The sequence below is a fragment of the Roseofilum sp. KMC-1 genome (assembly GCF_057802075.1).
The window spans coordinates 3,533,800-3,550,636 of the sequence record NZ_CM173605.1 but is presented as its reverse complement, the minus strand read 5'-3'; the positions used below and the strand labels follow the sequence as shown (position 1 = coordinate 3,550,636).

General features: G+C 43.4%; 18 protein-coding genes. 6 read left to right on the top strand and 12 right to left on the bottom strand.

The genetic code is table 11. From position 1 onward, the window contains the following. The first annotated feature begins 193 nt into the window (after nt 1-193). Together AC3FZD_RS16355 and AC3FZD_RS16350 are read left to right on the top strand one after the other, a co-directional pair. Entirely contained in the window at nt 194-508 is a 315-nt protein-coding gene (locus AC3FZD_RS16355; protein ID WP_488737051.1) for a P-II family nitrogen regulator, read from the top strand. A 36-nt stretch (nt 509-544) separates the two neighbouring features. Next, on the top strand, nt 545-1,528 hold the full coding sequence (locus AC3FZD_RS16350; protein ID WP_488737050.1) for a sodium-dependent bicarbonate transport family permease: 984 nt from the start codon (nt 545-547) through the stop codon (nt 1,526-1,528). 4 nt (nt 1,529-1,532) lie between these two features. Here AC3FZD_RS16350 and AC3FZD_RS16345 read toward each other — a convergent pair whose 3' ends face one another. Beyond that, nucleotides 1,533-3,092, bottom strand: a complete 1,560-nt coding sequence (locus AC3FZD_RS16345) for a hypothetical protein (RefSeq protein WP_488737049.1) — start codon at nt 3,090-3,092, stop codon at nt 1,533-1,535. Between the two features lie 188 nt (nt 3,093-3,280). On the opposite strand from AC3FZD_RS16345, the gene AC3FZD_RS16340 reads away from it, so the two are divergent. Continuing rightward, nucleotides 3,281-3,529, top strand: coding sequence for an EF-hand domain-containing protein (locus AC3FZD_RS16340; RefSeq protein ID WP_488737048.1), 249 nt, complete (start codon nt 3,281-3,283; stop codon nt 3,527-3,529). Nucleotides 3,530-3,657: 128 nt separating this feature from the next. Here AC3FZD_RS16340 and AC3FZD_RS16335 read toward each other — a convergent pair whose 3' ends face one another. The 7 genes from AC3FZD_RS16335 to AC3FZD_RS16305 form a co-directional block, all read right to left on the bottom strand. Further along, nucleotides 3,658-3,825 (bottom strand): NblA/ycf18 family protein, encoded by a 168-nt coding sequence (locus AC3FZD_RS16335; protein WP_488737047.1) that lies wholly within the window; start codon nt 3,823-3,825, stop codon nt 3,658-3,660. 219 nt (nt 3,826-4,044) lie between these two features. After that, nucleotides 4,045-4,251, bottom strand: a complete 207-nt coding sequence (locus AC3FZD_RS16330) for a tetratricopeptide repeat protein (RefSeq protein ID WP_488737046.1) — start codon at nt 4,249-4,251, stop codon at nt 4,045-4,047. A 146-nt stretch (nt 4,252-4,397) separates the two neighbouring features. Then, nucleotides 4,398-5,345 carry a DUF1517 domain-containing protein gene (locus AC3FZD_RS16325; RefSeq protein WP_488737045.1) on the bottom strand — a complete coding sequence of 316 codons (948 nt, stop codon included), beginning with the start codon at nt 5,343-5,345 and terminating at the stop codon, nt 4,398-4,400. 183 nt (nt 5,346-5,528) lie between these two features. Continuing rightward, nucleotides 5,529-6,419, bottom strand: a complete 891-nt coding sequence (locus tag AC3FZD_RS16320; RefSeq protein ID WP_488737044.1) for a restriction endonuclease — start codon at nt 6,417-6,419, stop codon at nt 5,529-5,531. A gap of 138 nt (nt 6,420-6,557) precedes the next feature. After that, nucleotides 6,558-6,797 (bottom strand): hypothetical protein, encoded by a 240-nt coding sequence (locus AC3FZD_RS16315; protein ID WP_488737043.1) that lies wholly within the window; start codon nt 6,795-6,797, stop codon nt 6,558-6,560. Continuing rightward, nucleotides 6,778-7,203: a helix-turn-helix domain-containing protein gene (locus AC3FZD_RS16310; protein WP_488737042.1), complete on the bottom strand. Its 426-nt coding sequence runs from the start codon at nt 7,201-7,203 to the stop codon at nt 6,778-6,780. Before AC3FZD_RS16310 ends, AC3FZD_RS16315 begins: the two co-directional genes overlap by 20 nt. A 39-nt stretch (nt 7,204-7,242) precedes the next feature. Continuing rightward, entirely contained in the window at nt 7,243-7,545 is a 303-nt protein-coding gene (locus AC3FZD_RS16305; RefSeq protein WP_488737041.1) for a type II toxin-antitoxin system HigB family toxin, read from the bottom strand. Nucleotides 7,546-7,751: 206 nt separating this feature from the next. Between AC3FZD_RS16305 and AC3FZD_RS16300 the strand changes: the two genes are divergently transcribed. Then, nucleotides 7,752-8,636 carry a hypothetical protein gene (locus AC3FZD_RS16300; protein ID WP_488737040.1) on the top strand — a complete coding sequence of 295 codons (885 nt, stop codon included), beginning with the start codon at nt 7,752-7,754 and terminating at the stop codon, nt 8,634-8,636. Between the two features lie 51 nt (nt 8,637-8,687). Here the strand turns inward: AC3FZD_RS16300 and AC3FZD_RS16295 are convergent, their stop codons facing one another. Then, nucleotides 8,688-8,831, bottom strand: a complete 144-nt coding sequence (locus AC3FZD_RS16295) for a hypothetical protein (RefSeq protein WP_488737039.1) — start codon at nt 8,829-8,831, stop codon at nt 8,688-8,690. Nucleotides 8,832-8,834: 3 nt separating this feature from the next. Between AC3FZD_RS16295 and AC3FZD_RS16290 the strand changes: the two genes are divergently transcribed. After that, nucleotides 8,835-10,529: a DNA adenine methylase gene (locus tag AC3FZD_RS16290; RefSeq protein ID WP_488737038.1), complete on the top strand. Its 1,695-nt coding sequence runs from the start codon at nt 8,835-8,837 to the stop codon at nt 10,527-10,529. A gap of 135 nt (nt 10,530-10,664) precedes the next feature. On the opposite strand, the gene AC3FZD_RS16285 is transcribed toward AC3FZD_RS16290, so the two are convergent. Further along, nucleotides 10,665-12,269: a 2-isopropylmalate synthase gene (locus tag AC3FZD_RS16285; protein ID WP_488740364.1), complete on the bottom strand. Its 1,605-nt coding sequence runs from the start codon at nt 12,267-12,269 to the stop codon at nt 10,665-10,667. A gap of 121 nt (nt 12,270-12,390) precedes the next feature. On the opposite strand from AC3FZD_RS16285, the gene AC3FZD_RS16280 reads away from it, so the two are divergent. After that, entirely contained in the window at nt 12,391-14,745 is a 2,355-nt protein-coding gene (locus AC3FZD_RS16280) for a pyridoxal-dependent decarboxylase (RefSeq protein ID WP_488737037.1), read from the top strand. 22 nt (nt 14,746-14,767) lie between these two features. Here the strand turns inward: AC3FZD_RS16280 and AC3FZD_RS16275 are convergent, their stop codons facing one another. After that, nucleotides 14,768-15,283 carry a LabA-like NYN domain-containing protein gene (locus AC3FZD_RS16275; protein WP_271939944.1) on the bottom strand — a complete coding sequence of 172 codons (516 nt, stop codon included), beginning with the start codon at nt 15,281-15,283 and terminating at the stop codon, nt 14,768-14,770. A gap of 365 nt (nt 15,284-15,648) precedes the next feature. Further along, nucleotides 15,649-16,506: a sulfurtransferase gene (locus tag AC3FZD_RS16270; RefSeq protein ID WP_488737036.1), complete on the bottom strand. Its 858-nt coding sequence runs from the start codon at nt 16,504-16,506 to the stop codon at nt 15,649-15,651. Nucleotides 16,507-16,837: the final 331 nt, after the last annotated feature.

Here is a 16,837-nt window from a genome sequence, read left to right as displayed (position 1 = left end):
TGATTTAGCCTATCAAATGATGGGCGATCGCAACAGACTCCAGTAAGATTGTTTTATTCTCAGGGTTTCTATAGCAGTGGGTGGGGACGTATGGGTGTAATGACCAATTCCCATCACGAGCGCACAGCCACCATAGCGCCCTAGGAAGAATTGCTACGATCGCCATCCATACCCATTTCCAGAGGTCTTCTTTATGCATCCAGTCACCCGCATTGAAATTATTGCCGATCAAGTAGAAATGCACAAAATTACCCAAGTTTTAGATCAAACAGGGGTTTCTAACTACACGGTAATCGAGAATGTGCTGCACAAAAATCTTCAAGGCATGGTGACCAATGATAGTGCCATTACTGGTTTAGGGAATACCTATGTATTTGCCTATTGTTTACCTGATAACGTTAAACCCGTCTTAGAACAAATTCGACCGATCTTAAATAAATTTGGCGGCACTTGTTATATTTCTGAAGTCATGGAAGTGCGTTCCACTCGTTGCGTTAGTTCCTTATAGTTTTGCCTTTTTTATCTCCTTCGGGTCTGTTAACCCATGAACACCAGCTTAGTTTTATCCAATTTACTCAATCCTCCCGTTTTATTTTTCTTTATGGGAATGATTGCCGTTTTTCTCAAATCAGATTTAGAAATTCCCGCTCCCATTCCCAAATTATTATCTCTCTATCTCCTGTTTGCCATTGGCTTTAAAGGAGGTCATGAAATTCACGAAAGTGGGATTAATGGGGAGATTGCCATTACCCTAATGATGGCGATTCTGATGGCAGCGATCGTACCGATTTATTCCTTCTTTATTTTAAAGCTGAAATTAGATATCTACAACTCCGCCGCGATCGCGGCTGCCTATGGCTCCATCAGTGCCGTTACCTTTGTTACTGCCAGCTCTTTTTTAGAACAACAAACTCCCCCCATTGCCTACGGGGGACATATGGTTGCTGCCTTAGCTCTGATGGAATCTCCAGCCATTATTATTGGTTTGCTATTGGTACGTTTTTTCACGAATAAACAACAAGAAGAGCAAGAAGTCTTTCCATGGGGAGAAGTTTTGCGAGAAGCTTTTCTTAATGGCTCAGTATTTCTGTTGCTCAGTAGTTTATTAGTCGGTATGGTTACCAGTACACAGGGATGGGATAGACTTGAACCCTTTACCGGGGAAATTTTCTATGGTTTGCTAACCTTTTTCTTACTGGATATGGGGTTAGTAGCAGCGCGGAAGATCCAAGAATTTCGTAAAGGTGGCTCGTTTTTGGTCGGTTTTTCCGTATTGATGCCTGTGTCTAATGCGATCGTGGGGATTTTCCTCGCTCGATTAATTGGTATGTCCCCAGGAAATGCCCTATTATTTACAGTCCTCTGTGCTTCTGCCTCCTATATTGCAGTTCCGGCAGCGATGCGGATGAGTGTTCCGGAAGCGAATCCGGGGTTATATATTCCTATGGCATTAGCTCTGACGTTTCCGTTTAATATTATTATCGGTATTCCCCTTTATTTAGGGATGATTAATCACTTGTGGCCTTAACTTTTTAAGGTTTAGAGTTGTTTTTGGGCAAAATTCGGGGTAAACCCCATTTCGCCATTGCCCAAAAGCCGATCGCAAAGCTAAAACTGAGCAAGACAGCAATGACAAAGGGATGGGGATAGGCTCCGGGATGTTTGCTTAAGAAGGGAAACGTCAGGGCTTGTTGTTTAAAGATTAACCCAGAACTAGAAGCGGCGATCGCCCCTGCACCAATGCCCACCCCAATCGCCTGAATATGGTCTTGTAAGGCTTGGTTTTGCTGCTGTAGGATGCGATCGCCTTCTGCTTGTTCGATCGCCACTAAAGCGCTAATAGTGGCGATCGCCGTATCCAAGAGTCGCCCACCTTCTCCCAGGTAGGTTAGGTGAGCAGCGATCTGCTTTTGGAACTGGCGAAACTGGCGATCGACTAACTTCAGGGTGGAAGTTAAATTACTGTCGGTAATGTTTTCAATATAAGTAATTTTCTGTTCATAATTCTCCCGATGGAGATCGATGGTATTGTGGAAATTTGACAAACTCCGCAGATTTTGAGAATAGGACAGGGAAATATCCAGCAGCGTCTTTAAGTTTTCTTTAAGTGCGTCAAGTTTATCTGGGAAAAATTGAGAAGGATTACCATCAGAAATATGACGGGGAAATTCGCGAATAATCTGTTCAACCTTGTTGATATTTTCTAATCCTTTCTGATATTCCACCTGACTATCTTCATAGCTTCTATAGATCTTATGATCGTAGAAAAATAATTCTACTAATTCCAGTTGTGCCCGGTCTAATCTCCTAATACTATCTTGGCGAAACGTCAGAAACAACCAGATTTTACCATAATAGCTATCTGCTTCTGAGCTGCAAAACTCATACACATAGCCATTAAAACATCGCCAACGATTTTTTAACGGCGGTGCAGCTTGTAGAGAAGGTAACTCCAAAAAATTCAGTAAACAGACTTGGGCAAACTCCGTTAAATCTTCTAGCTCTTCCATCAGTTGGGCACTGAGAATCAGAGTTTTACCCAAAAATGCGGTTCTTAATGTTTGACACAACTTTTGCTGCTCTAGATTATCCTTTGTACTCACTGTCGTACCACCGAAAAAATGAATCGAAGGTTTTAGAGCCTGTAATTCTGCAACCGTTAATCCATCTTTACCGCTCAACTCCGGTAAATAGAACGTAAACGAACCCATATAAGTATCATCAAACAATTGGGGATAGAAAAAGCCTTTAAAAGGAGGTTGCCATGCCAGAATAAAAGGTTGAATGCGTTGTCCATTATTTTCGGGTAAATCTAACAAACCAGATTGGGATTTAAGCTCATCCATGCGCCACTGAACCTGGAGCGGCGCACCTTGGGAGTCACTGGCGTGATAATCTCTTAACAGCACTTCATAATAGGCTTGAATGTCGGAACGGCTGAGATGAATAGGATTGTAGTTGCTTGAACTTGCAGTTTGCAAGTGATAGGTAAACAAGCGCAGCGTCACTTTATAGAGCTTTGGGCATCCTTTAATCACGGTTTTTAGGCTTCTCTTCTCTGGACTTTGCCTGATTTTCTTCGGAAATCTCATTCTGATGATATCGCAATCTTAAGGCCCAGATACCCTATTTGTTCAAGAAGCCTCGTATCTCACCTACCCTACCACCGGATTGATTCGCCGATCAAGCATTCTTCATCAGATCTTTAACAAAAATTTTCATTGACTCCGGTCTTATGTTCAAGTACCATCTGAGATAGACTGTAATTTGGACAAAAAACATGGAAATTAATGTGGATAGAGTGATCGCTATTTTAAAAGCGAGTTCACGAGATCTTCTAGATTATTTCGACGAAAATAAAGATGGCACTTTGGATCCTTGGGAATTATCTCAACTAATCCAGAGATTCACTAGGATGCCTTTTCATGAATGTGCTTGTGCTGCCTATGAAGTTATCATCAAGCTAGACAAAAATCATGATACCGAACTATCCGTTGAAGAAATCAAAACGTATTTTGAATCTGAATAATCTAAAACCAATAGATTATCCAATAATTCTGGACAACTAATAATCTCTCTTTTACGGTTGATTATATTTCCTTCGTTGTTGCGCTCTAGCGAAGGGAGCGCAACAACGAAGATTGTTCGTTCGCGAGGTTAAGCGTTCTTCATCAGGTGCTTAACAATATTATCCTTGACCATCATTTGCCGCAACACTTCCAGCAAGTAAGTTTGAGCTTCTTCGTGGCTTAAAGACTGAACTTGATCTTCATAGACTTTCATCTTGAATTGTTGCTCAAGCGTTAGTTTTCCAGGCATTTCCATATTCACTCCTCCTGCACGATTTCAGAAGATGGAAGCTCTTTAGGGCTTCCCTTGGGTTGATTTGTGCCTTAATCTAGCACATGGATATTATTTTGTCCATTTTGTCAAGATAAACAGTATTGAAGACAACATAAATTTACATTGATCGGGTTAGCCGCAATCGAGACCAGCAGGTACACCTTAATGGCTGGCTGAACGGGAATCAGGATTTACAGAGATTTATTCGGTAGTAGGCAGAGGAGCGAGTTGCGGTTGCAGGTCTAAGGCCCGACGGTAACATTGGCTGGCTTCAGTGATTTTGCCCATTTCGGCTAGAGCGTCTCCTAAATAGTGGTGCGATCGCCCATCATGGGGATTTACAGCCCTTTGCGCTGTGATGGGGGGATGGGGAGAACAAATAACAGATTGGGTAGCGCTTTGAGCCATTTTAGCTATCGTTAAAAACAGTCATTAATGTACCTCATAGCAGAGGAAACTGCTGTAATGCGATCGCACGGCGGAAGGAGAGGATCGCTTATCCCAAGAAACCGGGTTTTGAGGATGTCCGTGACCAAAACCCAGTTTCTCAAGCCTTAAACCAATTTCAAATTGGGATAAGCGGCTAAAATATCATCACGGGTGAGGGTATCCCCACTCGCTTGCGGAGTCCAGAGAACCTCGATCGCCAAGAGGTTATCTTCTCCCAACGATCCAATTTGACTTAAGGCACGGCGTAAGTCTTGGGAACCGTTAATGCTGGGTAGCTCTAATTTACCTAATGTGGCTGCCACTAACGTCACCACAATATATTCCCCAGAAACTTGGGCTAACTCATCCGTAGCATCACCGGGTAATGCTCCCTTACTTTCCCCTTGCTTAAGTTGGTTATTGTAGTTCGATAGGGTTTCTTCGGTGAACTTACTGCGCTCGGCAATGGAGAACTGGTTAAACTTCGCTTCTGCCGTATCTAACCGTCCTGGAGAACTTTCTGCACTACCATACACCCAATATTCCGGATGACGCAACAGAGAAAGGGTTGCTTCTTGCAGAATTTGGGCCCGTCCAGCACCGGTGCTGGGGTCGCTAGTTTGGGCAATTCGGTCTAGGTCGGTTTGTAAGCTGCGAGCATCGGCTAAGAGTCCCACTTGCACTTGGGCAACGGAGGCTGTGGGATTAGAGCTACCGGTGAGCATTTCTGTGTCCCCATCATTGAGACGGCGTACGGTTTGCATCAGGAAGTTGGCGATCGCTACAAAAATCAGGATCGTAAACAGCCCACCAAACCCCCCTCCAAAGCCGAAGAAGGGCAGCAAAAAGGGAAAACCGAATCCCCCCCCAAACCCATATCCACCGCCCGTATAGGTGCGGCTAGGGGCGCTATAGGTGCGGCTGGGAGCGCGGAATGAGCCGCCCCCAATGCGTCCTCCACTTCTGGCAGCTAGAGCGCTGCTGGCACTGCCCAAGGTGAGGGCAAGTATTAAAACCATGAGTACCAAGGATTTCCATGGGGTTTTTCGATTGAGCCAAGATTGGTTTTTCATCAGTTATGCTCTTGAACATCTCAATTACTACAATTAGAGGAGAAGTGGAATCATACTCTCCTCTCTTTAAAGTATCTTTAGATTAAACCTTTGGGATTGTCGGTTATCCGCCTTGGCACAGGTTGGGTCACTTCTGCTTCAGCCATCCATTGAGGATTATTTGCATCTTTTGACGTTCTACCATTAAAGTTGATTAAACCAAGACTCATTAATTTCAACAACTTCAATCATTTTCGTATTCACTCCTAACTTTAAATCCTTGATGATCGTACACAACTGCTGACCATCAATCAAATCCAGTGCTGGCGCACCATCGCGTGTTGCTTCTGTCTTCGCTGCACTGGTAAAGGTTCCAGTTGTCATAAAAAGTCCCTTATCGGTTCTGCCCACCATTGCCCCTCGAAAATCTCGAATCTCGGAAGCACCCACAGAACCAGAATAACGTTTACATTGAAAGAAGACCTGAAAGCTCAAAAGGGCAATTTTTAAGACTCCAATGCCATCAATTCCTCCATCTCCTTTTTTTCCAGTCACCTCTACCTTAATAAATCCTGACTCTCTCAAAATTCGTTGACATAATCGTTCAAAAGCATCTGGAGGGATATTTTGCAGAATTGAGAGCAGTTTATCAATCCACACTTCAGAATCAACAGGAATGGGAGACAGATCAAAATTTGTTTCAGGATCGTTTTCATCCTCAATTAGGTTGTCTTCTGAATTGACCGATGGAGTGTTGGAGGAACTCTGTTGATTCTGGACAAAACGTTTAATTGTTATGCGATCGATTGTGTCTAGAGATTGACCTTGATGGGTTAAAGTCCAAACTCCTCGACCAATATTTTCAATCGCTCCGTATTTTTTGAGATAGGTTCTTGCCCAACCTAAACGGTAACCTATTTCTGTTTGTGGCCCTTCTTTATGTAAGATAGCTTGCTGCTCTTCCGAAAAAGACTCTAATTGACAAACTTGATCATAAATTTCTTGTACTGTTGCCGATGATCCCAAAGCTTGAAGTACCCTGATAATTGGCTCAAAGAAATAGTCAAAAGTAGGAATAGTGACCTCTGAGTTCATGGTAATTTTAATCTATTCTTAATCTTTGTATTGTAGGGGCAGGTTTCGGCTGTCGTCGCCATGAACACCCAGATTTAGGCATCACACAATTTGATTAGTATGGGTGGGGGCGGGTTTAGGATATCGATCCTTTTTCTCCTAGATCTTGGTAAAACCCGCCCCTACAAAACAATGATCTTTCTGAACAGATAAGGAGGAAAATCCATCTTCCCCCTTACCCAGAACATCAATTAAACCACGGCGGTTTCGTGCTGCGCGTGCAGGCGGTCTTTCTTCAACGCTTCCGACAAACGGTTCAGCGCGTTCACATAAGCGTGAGGCGAAAAGAATTTCCAGCCCTTTTTGTAGAATTTGTGTGTCACTCTTCATTGTAATCATTAGATGATCTCTTAAAAAACACCGATGGAGACACATTAAAGAAATCAGCTAATTTTTCAATATGTTCCACCGTCAACTTCCGTTTACCCTTGAGAACGTCAGAAACAATAGACTCTGTTTTGAAAATTGGGACTAAATCTTTTTGCTTCAAACCCAACTCATCAATCAGTGCCTTCAGTAACTCAGCCCCATTTAAATCAGGAATCAATACATACTTTTCTTCATACTCATGAACCAGGAGACCCAAGAGGTTCAGGTAATCGCGTTTGTCGGGTGTGAGTTCAGCAGAGTCTAGTAAAGTGTCAATCACTTGTTGCACAGCCAGTAGATCCTCCTCTGATTTAATCGGGCGAGGGGGGAATTCTTGCAGAAGGTCAATATAATTGCTAGATTGAGTTTTCAACATATTCTTTGCGCTCATTTTTGACGGCGATCTAACAAAATTTTACTCATACCACTCATCATTTTTCCAATCATCTTTATCATACTCTGCATGAGTGAGAATATAGCGGATAAAGACTTTTCGGTAAGTGTAATCAATCAAAGTTATTAAACGATACTTGTTACCACCTATATTAAACACCGTAAAGCTTCCTACTTGATCGGCAGATGAAAAAACTTCACGTAACTCGACAAAGTTTTTCCATTTTGCAGTAGTAGCAAGCTTGTACCAAAGAAGTAAGCTAGTTTTGGAGTCCGGGTGTTTCTCCCAAAACTCTACAAGCCGAGAGCGGGTGATGATGTGCATAAATATCTAACCCAGAAGAGTCCATGATTAATCTCCATGTAATAAACGATATTTGATCAACTGAACTTTACCAGTTAATATATCTTAGCAAATTGCGAAGATAGTATCAAGGGGGTCAAAGCGATCGAGTTAGTGATTATCCCTTGCTATCTAAGTTTTATTATGTAAAATATAAAATGAACATACTGATTATAACACTCCAGCTCATGACTAAGGGATCTGAAGACGATGCAATCAACTGGTTATCAAAGCAAAAGGGAATTTGGCTTCCCCATATCGGCACAGTTCGTAACATTGAGCCAATTGGGAAAATGTATGATAGTAAGAAAAAAGCGGATGTCAGAATTAACGATAAAAACGTTTCCTTTAAAGATGTTGAAGGTTCTTTTTTGTTCAATAGAATATACAGATCTTCATTGATTGACTTTTTTAAAATTGATCCAAAACCATATGACACCAAAACACTTCAGTGTCATGATGGATTGATTACTCAACGTTTTCCCTGGCAAGATGTTATAGAGACAAAATGCTTTGAATCGATGTTACACACTTTGATGATGTCTATGAATCCTAAAGAAGGTCAATCTTCGCATCCAGCAAAATTAATTTTAACCCATCCGAAAAAAATTGAACATCCACTAGATATTAACGTTTATACATTCGATGAATTTTTCGAGTTATTTGCACCAAAATGGATTTTTATGAGGCTCAAACGCTGCTGGTATGGTCAAGCATCAAAAGATGAACATAGACGAGCCAAAACAATAATGAAAGAAGCTAAAAACCAACGGTGGGTATTTGACACTATTCAAGGGGAACCTAGAAGTGGATGGAATCCTGATATCCCAGAAAATGAACGGAGAACTTGTTATCATTTGAGTGTCGAAATAAAAGCTCCATTTCCTTGGTATAAACTTCGCCAATTTAAGCAGAGTTTAATAAATAGTGGACTCTGTGGCATTGACAGCAAAATGTTTGACAAGGCAGCATTGGAAGTTGATAAGCAGTTAGGTTATTTTTCGTGTTCTACTGATGATCCTAAATGGATTGACGCGGTTGATATTGCTGCTCACACTATGGGGTTATCTTGAGGTGCTAATTTATGCAAAATGGGTTTTCGGATGCACGGATTGAACAATTCATCAAAGATCTGATAAGATCAGATGGAGGGTTTGCCCAAATACATCCTTATATACTTGAACACTTTGCACGCAGACAATTTCGTAAAAGAGGTTTTCCCCTAACTCCAGAACATCCGGATTGGGAGGAAGTATTAAATGACGCATCAGATGAACTTATTGATGGCGAGTAAGAAAATTCTTCGGTCTCCACTACGATATCCTGGCGGCAAACAAAAGGATATTCCTTTTTTGTCGCGAGTGATTCATAGAGTTAAAGAAGTCGAGAACATAAAGGATTTTCGAGAACCTTTTCTGGGTGGTGGCTGTGTCTTACTTTATGCGTTAAGTCATAATTTGGCTGATTCTTACTGGGGTAATGATGCTAATCCTCTGTTGATGGATTTTTGGCATCAAGTTCAAGATGATGTTGAACTTTTGTGTACAAAGGTTGAGGAAATTCGAGAACCTTATGATGGCCCCCGTCGTAAAAGCACAGAATGGGTGAAGTTTCGTCGCAACTTTTTAAAAAAGTTGGATAATCTGCCAAATGATCTAATTCATCGTGCAGCTCGTTTCTTCATTTTAAATCGTAGTAGTGCGAGTGGAGCTACCGAATCTGGAGGTTTAACCCCTTTAGCTTATTGTGAAAGATTTACAGATTCTAGTATTGAACGCTTAAGAAGTTTATCTAATCAACTTAGTAATGTTAAATTGACCTGCGATGATTATTCTAAATCTCTTCGTGAAACCGGTGAAAACGTATTTATTTTTCTAGATCCACCTTATTTATCAGCTAAACAATCTAAACTATATGGTAAACGCGGTAATTTACACAGTGGATTTAATCATGGTCATCTGGCCGCAGAACTCAAAAGCTGTCCTCATTTATGGCTAATGACAATTGATAATTCTGAAGAGATCAGAGATTTATACTCATGGGCTGAAATCTATCCATGGGAAAAAATATATGGAATGACTAACTTTGAAGGACGTAGATCTAGAGAAGGACAAGAGTTATTAGTTGCTAACTTTAAACTATATACAAGTATTGAGGGTGATAAGAATCACCTTCCAGTTTTTCGACAAAGTGAGAGTATTGATCCTAAAAGACTTGTGCCACATCTCCTAAACAAAGAAATATATGGTGACAATGATAATATTTATGATTTACTTGAATCAATACAGAGAAATGGTTTTTTTGAAACCGAGCCAATTTTAGTATGGTCAAATAAGCGCCGTCTTCATATTATATCAGGAACCCGTCGTTGCCGTGCTGCTATTGAAGCTGGATTACAAAAGGTTCCCATTATTTATTTGCCCAAAGATCTTGATCCTTTAGATGTTGAATATCGTATTGTTGATGAAAATCGACATCGAGTTAAAGATGGTTTACAAATTAGTCGCGAGTTTGAACATCGCAAGCGTATTGAACTCGAAAGAAAACAAAAATTAAAATTACAAAAAAATACATTACAAGAAACAGCACTGATTGAAGAAGCAAGTAATTTGGCTGCCAACACACTAGGATATTCAGCAGAAATTCTAGAGGGGTCGATAAAATCCCGTAAACATGCTGAATCTCTCAAAAATCAAGGTTTAGATGATCAAGCGTTGGAGATTTTCAAACTTATTGAAGATAAGAAGTTTGAGAAAGCTTACCAGTTATCTTGTGAATGTATAAATTCTCTTAAAAATATTCCTCAACGACTCAAACAAAAAAGCTTATTCAATTCACAACAAGAAGCTAAATGTTACTTGAGTGGTCAAGTAGATGATGATTTCCAAAGACTCAAAGAAATCTACGGTGATAATCATGCTTATCTTGAAAGTCTAAGGCAACACTTAGACAACTATTTGAAATAGCGTATGGGTGGGGGGCGGGTTTAGGATATCGATCCTTTTTCTCCTAGATCTTGGTAAAACCCGCCCCTACAAAACAATGATCTTTCTGAACAGATAAGGAGGAAAATCCATCTTCCCCCTTACCCAGAACATCAATTAAACCACGGCGGTTTCGTGCTGCGCGTGCAGGCGGTCTTTCTTCAACGCTTCCGACAAACGGTTCAGCGCGTTCACATAAGCGTGAGCAGAGGCAACCACAATATCCGTATTCGCTGCATGACCCGAATATACCCGGTCTTCATGTTGCACGCGGATGGTGACTTCGCCGATCGCATCTATTCCAGCCGTCACCGACTGCACAGAGAACTCGATCAACTTATTGGGCACATTAATCACCCGATTAATCGCCCGATAAATTGCATCCACCGGCCCCGTACCGATCGCCGCATCCGTCAGCTCTTCCCCTTCCGGAGTCCGCAACGTTACCGTTGCCGTTGGTCGCGAATTGTCGCCACAGGACACTTGCACCAGCTCCAAACGGTAAAAGTCCGGCGCTTGTTGAATCTCATCATTCACGATCGCCTCAATATCCCAGTCGCTGATCTCCTTCTTCTTATCCGCCAACTCCTTAAAGCGCACAAACGCCTTATTCAAATCCGTATCTGACAGCTCAAAACCCAACTCTTGCAGCCGGTTACTAAACGCATGACGGCCCGAATGTTTACCCAAAACAATCTGATTCTCACTCCAGCCAATCGACTGGGCATCCATAATTTCATAGGTGAGCTTATTCTTCAGCACCCCATCCTGATGAATACCCGACTCATGGGCAAACGCATTCGCCCCCACGATCGCCTTATTCGGCTGCACCAACATTCCCGTCAAATTCGACACCAACCGCGAAGTCTTATAAATTTGCTTCGTATCGATATTCGTCAGAGGTTCCGGTGACTCCGGAGGGCGGCCAAAGAACGGATTATAATACTGACGGCGCACATGCAGAGCCATCACCAACTCCTCCAGAGCCGCATTCCCCGCCCGCTCACCAATACCATTAATCGTACATTCGAGTTGACGAGCGCCATTTTCCACCGCCGACAAGAAATTGGCCACCGCCAAACCCAAATCATTATGGCCGTGAACCGAAATAATCGCCTGGTGAATATTGGGCACATTCTCCTTAATCCCGCGAATTAACGCCCCAAATTCAGCCGGAGTCGTATACCCCACCGTATCGGGAATATTAACCGTCGTTGCGCCAGCCGCGATCGCCGCCTCCAAAACCTGATACAAAAATTCTGGATCGGAACGTCCCGCATCCTCCGGCGAAAACTCCACATCATTCACAAACGACTTCGCATAAGCCACCATTTCCGGCGCAATTTTCAGCACCTCTTCCCGGCTCTTCTTCAGCTTATACTGCAAATGGATATCCGAAGTCGCAATAAACGTATGAATCCGGGGTTTAGCCGCCGGTTTCACCGCATCCGCCGCCGCCTTAATATCCTGGCGCGTCGCTCTCGCCAACCCACAAATGGTTGGCCCCGTTTCAGTTCCCACCGTTGCGGCAATCTTCTGCACCGCATCAAAATCCCCCGGACTTGCAAACGGAAAACCGGCCTCAATCACATCCACTCCCAGACGAGCCAGTTGTTTAGCAATCACCAGTTTTTCATCACCATTCAGAGTTGCCCCTGGACATTGTTCGCCGTCGCGGAGAGTGGTATCAAAGATAATGATACGGTCGTGTTGAGGTTGCATAGTCATACAAGCTATTCGACAAAAACAGGTTCATATTATTTTAGCCCAGATTCTATGCCTGAGTATCGCCCCAATTATTGAGTTACTTAAAGTCCCCATTCAACGTCAGGAAAAAACCATCATGAACCCCCATAGTTCTCAAATTCAAGAACTGCTTAATCTGCTCAATGCCCAAGATTCAGGCAGTAGCTGTCCTGAAGCCTGGTTTTTAGGCTCAAAAGCCGAAAATGCCCATCAACTCGAACAACTGATTGTAGAAGCCATTCGCGACCAAGCCTTTTGGCGGCGCAACTTTCACCCTGGGGATGCCAGTCACATTACGGAGCAAATTAAACAACAACCTGAGTATATTGAGGCGATCGCCTCCTTAAAAGAAAACTTCCAATTTTTGTTAGCTTTTCTGAAAAAATCCGTACCCTTTTTCAGCAGTCGCTATCAGGGTCATATGAACTGGGACACCACCCTACCAGCCATCCTAGGTTATGTGGGAGCCATGCTTTACAATCCCAACAATGTGGCCTTTGAAGGCTCAACCGCCACCACCCTCCTAGAAATGTGGGTTGGCGATGACCTTTGTCGGATGTTAGGCTACACCATTCCTAGCCCAGAGGAGATCGAAAAGGGAGCCATTCGCCCCTGGGGACACCTCACCTGTGGGGGAACCATCGCCAATATTGAAGCCATTTGGTCAGCCAGAAACCTCAAATTTTATCCCCTTGCCCTGCAAGCAGCCCTGCAACATCAATCCTCCCTTACGGCTGCCCAGGATATCGCTGTTAAGTTACCCACTGGCGAGACTCAACCCTTAATTCATCTGGATACTTGGTCGCTGCTCAACCTCAAAGGAGATGAAATTCTCGCCCTTCCCCATCGTCTCACCCAAGACTACCAAATTTCTCCAGAAGCGATCGCCCAAGCCCTCTCTCCCTACTCCTTACAAAATCTCGGTTTCCAAGAATTTTCCCGTCAATTTCTCCAGCATATCCCCGCCCCCGCTTTCCTCGTGCCCGGAACCAAACACTACTCCTTTCCCAAAGCAGCTGCTCTTTTAGGCATCGGTTCAGCCCAGATGCTCGATGTTCCCATTGACAAAGATGCCCGCATGTCCATTCCTGCACTCGAAAACATCCTTGAAGAATGCCTCGCCCAAAAACGGGCTGTTTATACCGTCGTCTCCGTGATTGGTAGCACCGAAGAAAGCGCCGTTGACCCCATTCACCAGGTTTTAGAGCTGCGAGAGCGCCTGCGTCAAAAGGGACTAGAATTTACCGTCCATGGGGATGCTGCATGGGGAGGCTATTTTGCTGCCCTCCTGCGCGAGGATGAAGGAGAGTATGCCCCCAGTTCCATCCCCAGTGCCGAAGTGAACCTAAGCGCCTATGTTACTCAACAATTTGAAGCCCTCGCTCAGGCTGACTCCATTACCATCGATCCTCATAAATCCGGTTATATTCCCTATCCAGCCGGAGCCATCTGCTATCGTAACTCAGCCCTGCGCGATCTAGTCACCTTTAAAGCACCCTATGTTTCCCATGGGGATGCTGAACCTACTATTGGCATTTATGGGGTAGAAGGCTCTAAACCGGGTGCAGCAGCAGCCGCCGTTTATCTCAGTCATCGGGTGATTCGCCCCACCAAAAGCGGCTATGGCAAAATTCATGGTCAGGCGCTCTTTAGTTGTAAGAAACTCTATGCCCGACTCTTATCTATGGCTACTGCTCAAGACCGGTTTATCATCGTTCCTGTACCTCGGTTACCCGCAGAAGTTTCGGGAGCCGATCTAGAAGCCCAACTTCAGTTTATTCGCGATCGCATCGATCGCCGCAGCAACGAGGACATTTTAGCCGATCCAGAAGCCATGGCCCTCTTATCTGAAATTGGCCCCGATCAAAATATCCTCACCTATGCCTTCAATTTCAAACATCCTGACGGCACGCTCAACACCGACTTAAACCTGACCAATCGTTTAAACCAAGCCATGTACGATTATCTGAGAATTAAACCCGGCCAGGATATCTATAGCTATAACTTGATTGTCAGTACCACCGATTTTGATGCCGAGCATTATGGAGAGGTCTTTCTAGAGGACTATAAACGCCGTTTGGGGGTAGCTGGATCTGCCGGTTCCTCCATTACCGTTTTGCGATCGACGATTATGGACCCTTGGTTAGCCGATACCCACAAAGGCTCATTTATTGATGTCATTGAACAAGCCTTGCGACATGCCGTTTCTCAAGCCCTTTTAAAAGATTCCATGCTCCAAGCCTTTGAATCAATCGATGGCAACAACGATGGGGTATTAGAATTGGCAGAAATTGAAGCCAAACTCAAAGGCTTAGGGTTTAGTTCGGCTCAAATTCAAGACTTCTGGAAGATGAGTGATGAAAATAGCGATGGTCGTTTATCTGAGAGCGAATTCTTTCAGAATTTCACCCAATTTTTGCTCTCCTCATTTTTGTCATCTTCCCAGAAATGATTTCCAGTCGATAATCTAAGATCTATAAATCCGTTTTCTCAATTAACGGTCGAATATCATTAAGGTCAATATAGCGGTCTGTTGCGTTCCGGAGTTCCCTAGCAATCATCCCCTCGGTGGATACCACGGTAATATGGGTACTTTTCGAGCGCAACAGCTCGATCGCCCGTTCAAAGTCCCCATCCCCACTAAATAAGATCACCCGATCATACTGCTCTACCGTATTAAACATATCAATAACAATTTCTATATCTAAATTTGCTTTCTGGGAGTAGCGCCCTGAATGATCATCATAATATTCCTTCAGGATTTTTGTCCGTACTGTATAGCCCAAACTAATCAGAGCATCTCGAAACCCTCTTTGATCTTGGGGGTCTTTAATCCCCGTATACCAAAAGGCATTGGCCAGATCCATCTCTTCCTTGCCCGCAAAGTATTCTAAAACCCGTTTGGGATCAAAAAACCAGCCATTTTTTTGTTGGGCATAGAACATATTGTTTCCATCGACAAAGATTGATACGCGATTTTTATATCCCATAAAATGTTGTCCTAGACGATTTGATGTGCATACAAGATCATTAACGGTCGGCAAAGTTGCTAACCGTTCAAACACAAAACCCACCCCGTCCAGTCGGGTCATTTTGACCCATTCTGGGGGGCACTATTGAGCGTTAGAGTACGAGGTTCAGGAGAGAAATTATCCTGAAAATTAAGTCAATAGAATTGAGGGTAAAAGTTGAGTTGTAAGGGTTTTAATAGAAAAAACAAAGCGATAAGATCGCCTAAAACTTATACAAGAATAACGAGACTTAATTCATTAGAGAAGGATCTCTAATCCGATTTAGGTCTCTAAATTCTGGTTCTATTATGACAGAAAGTCTTAGCTTTTGCTCAAGAGTTTGGTCAAGAGTTGGGAAATTCTGTGACGATGGGGTGTTCGGGATAGGAACACCAATCACTCCAACTGCCCACATAAAGTTTTTCTTGGGGTCTTCCTGCTAGAGCTAGGGAAAATAAGTTCACACAAGCCGTGACCCCAGAACCACAGTATACCCAGAATTCGGAATCCGCAGGATAGTCTTGCCATAGAGTTTGATGATAACTGATCGGTTTGGTCGTTCCCGATTCTGTGGTGATCTCTTGCCACGGATGGTTTATGGCTCCAGGGATATGACCGGCTACGGGATCGATGGGTTCAGTTTTACCGATGTATCGGTCATAGGCTCTAGAATCCACAAGAATCACATCCGATCGCTCTCCTAATCGCTTAATTGCTTCACAATCAACGACCCAATCGGATTGAATCTGAGGCGTAAAGGCTCCGGGTTGTTTGGCCACCCCTGGTTCCTGACGGGTAGGATATCCAGCTTCTTGCCAGCTTTTCCAACCCCCATCTAAAATGGCCACTTGCTCATGGCCGAGATAGCGCAGCAACCACCAACAGCGGGAGGCAAAGGCCATCCGGGAGTCATCATAGGCAATCACTAAAGTTTCCCCAGATTTAACGCCCAGTTCAGAGAGTTTAGCCGCCAATATCTCGATATCGGGTAAGGGATGACGACCGCCATGGAGCTGTACGGGGCTGGATAGATCTTCATTGAGATGAAGATAAAAGGCTCCGGGAATATGTCCGGCTTGGTATTCTTCTCTGCCCTGTTCCGGGTTGGCGAGGGAGAAGCGACAATCAATGACGACGATTTTAGGGTCTTCTAGGTGTTTGGATAACCATTGTGGAGAAACCAGAGGAGAGGGCCATGTCATAATCAATTAAACATCAAATATTAAAGATTAAAAAAGGAGTCTGGGTTGGGGTCAAGTTACCTCGTTATGAGGCCGATGTTTAATGTACCGCGATCGGGGAGTCTCCAGCAAGGGGTATGGAGGCGGATAGTATTATGTTGGCTTATTGGATTAGCTGGAAATATTTTGATTTTTGTATCGTTACAAAATGTTGTAAAAGTTTACTATTTCGGCGGCTCTTTTTTTGCCTAACGGGTTGACAAGGGTTTGAGACCGATTTATGATTTTGAAAATCGAAAGGTTCTTTTTGCCTAAACGCATTAGATTAACTGCAAAGCTGATTAATTCGTTA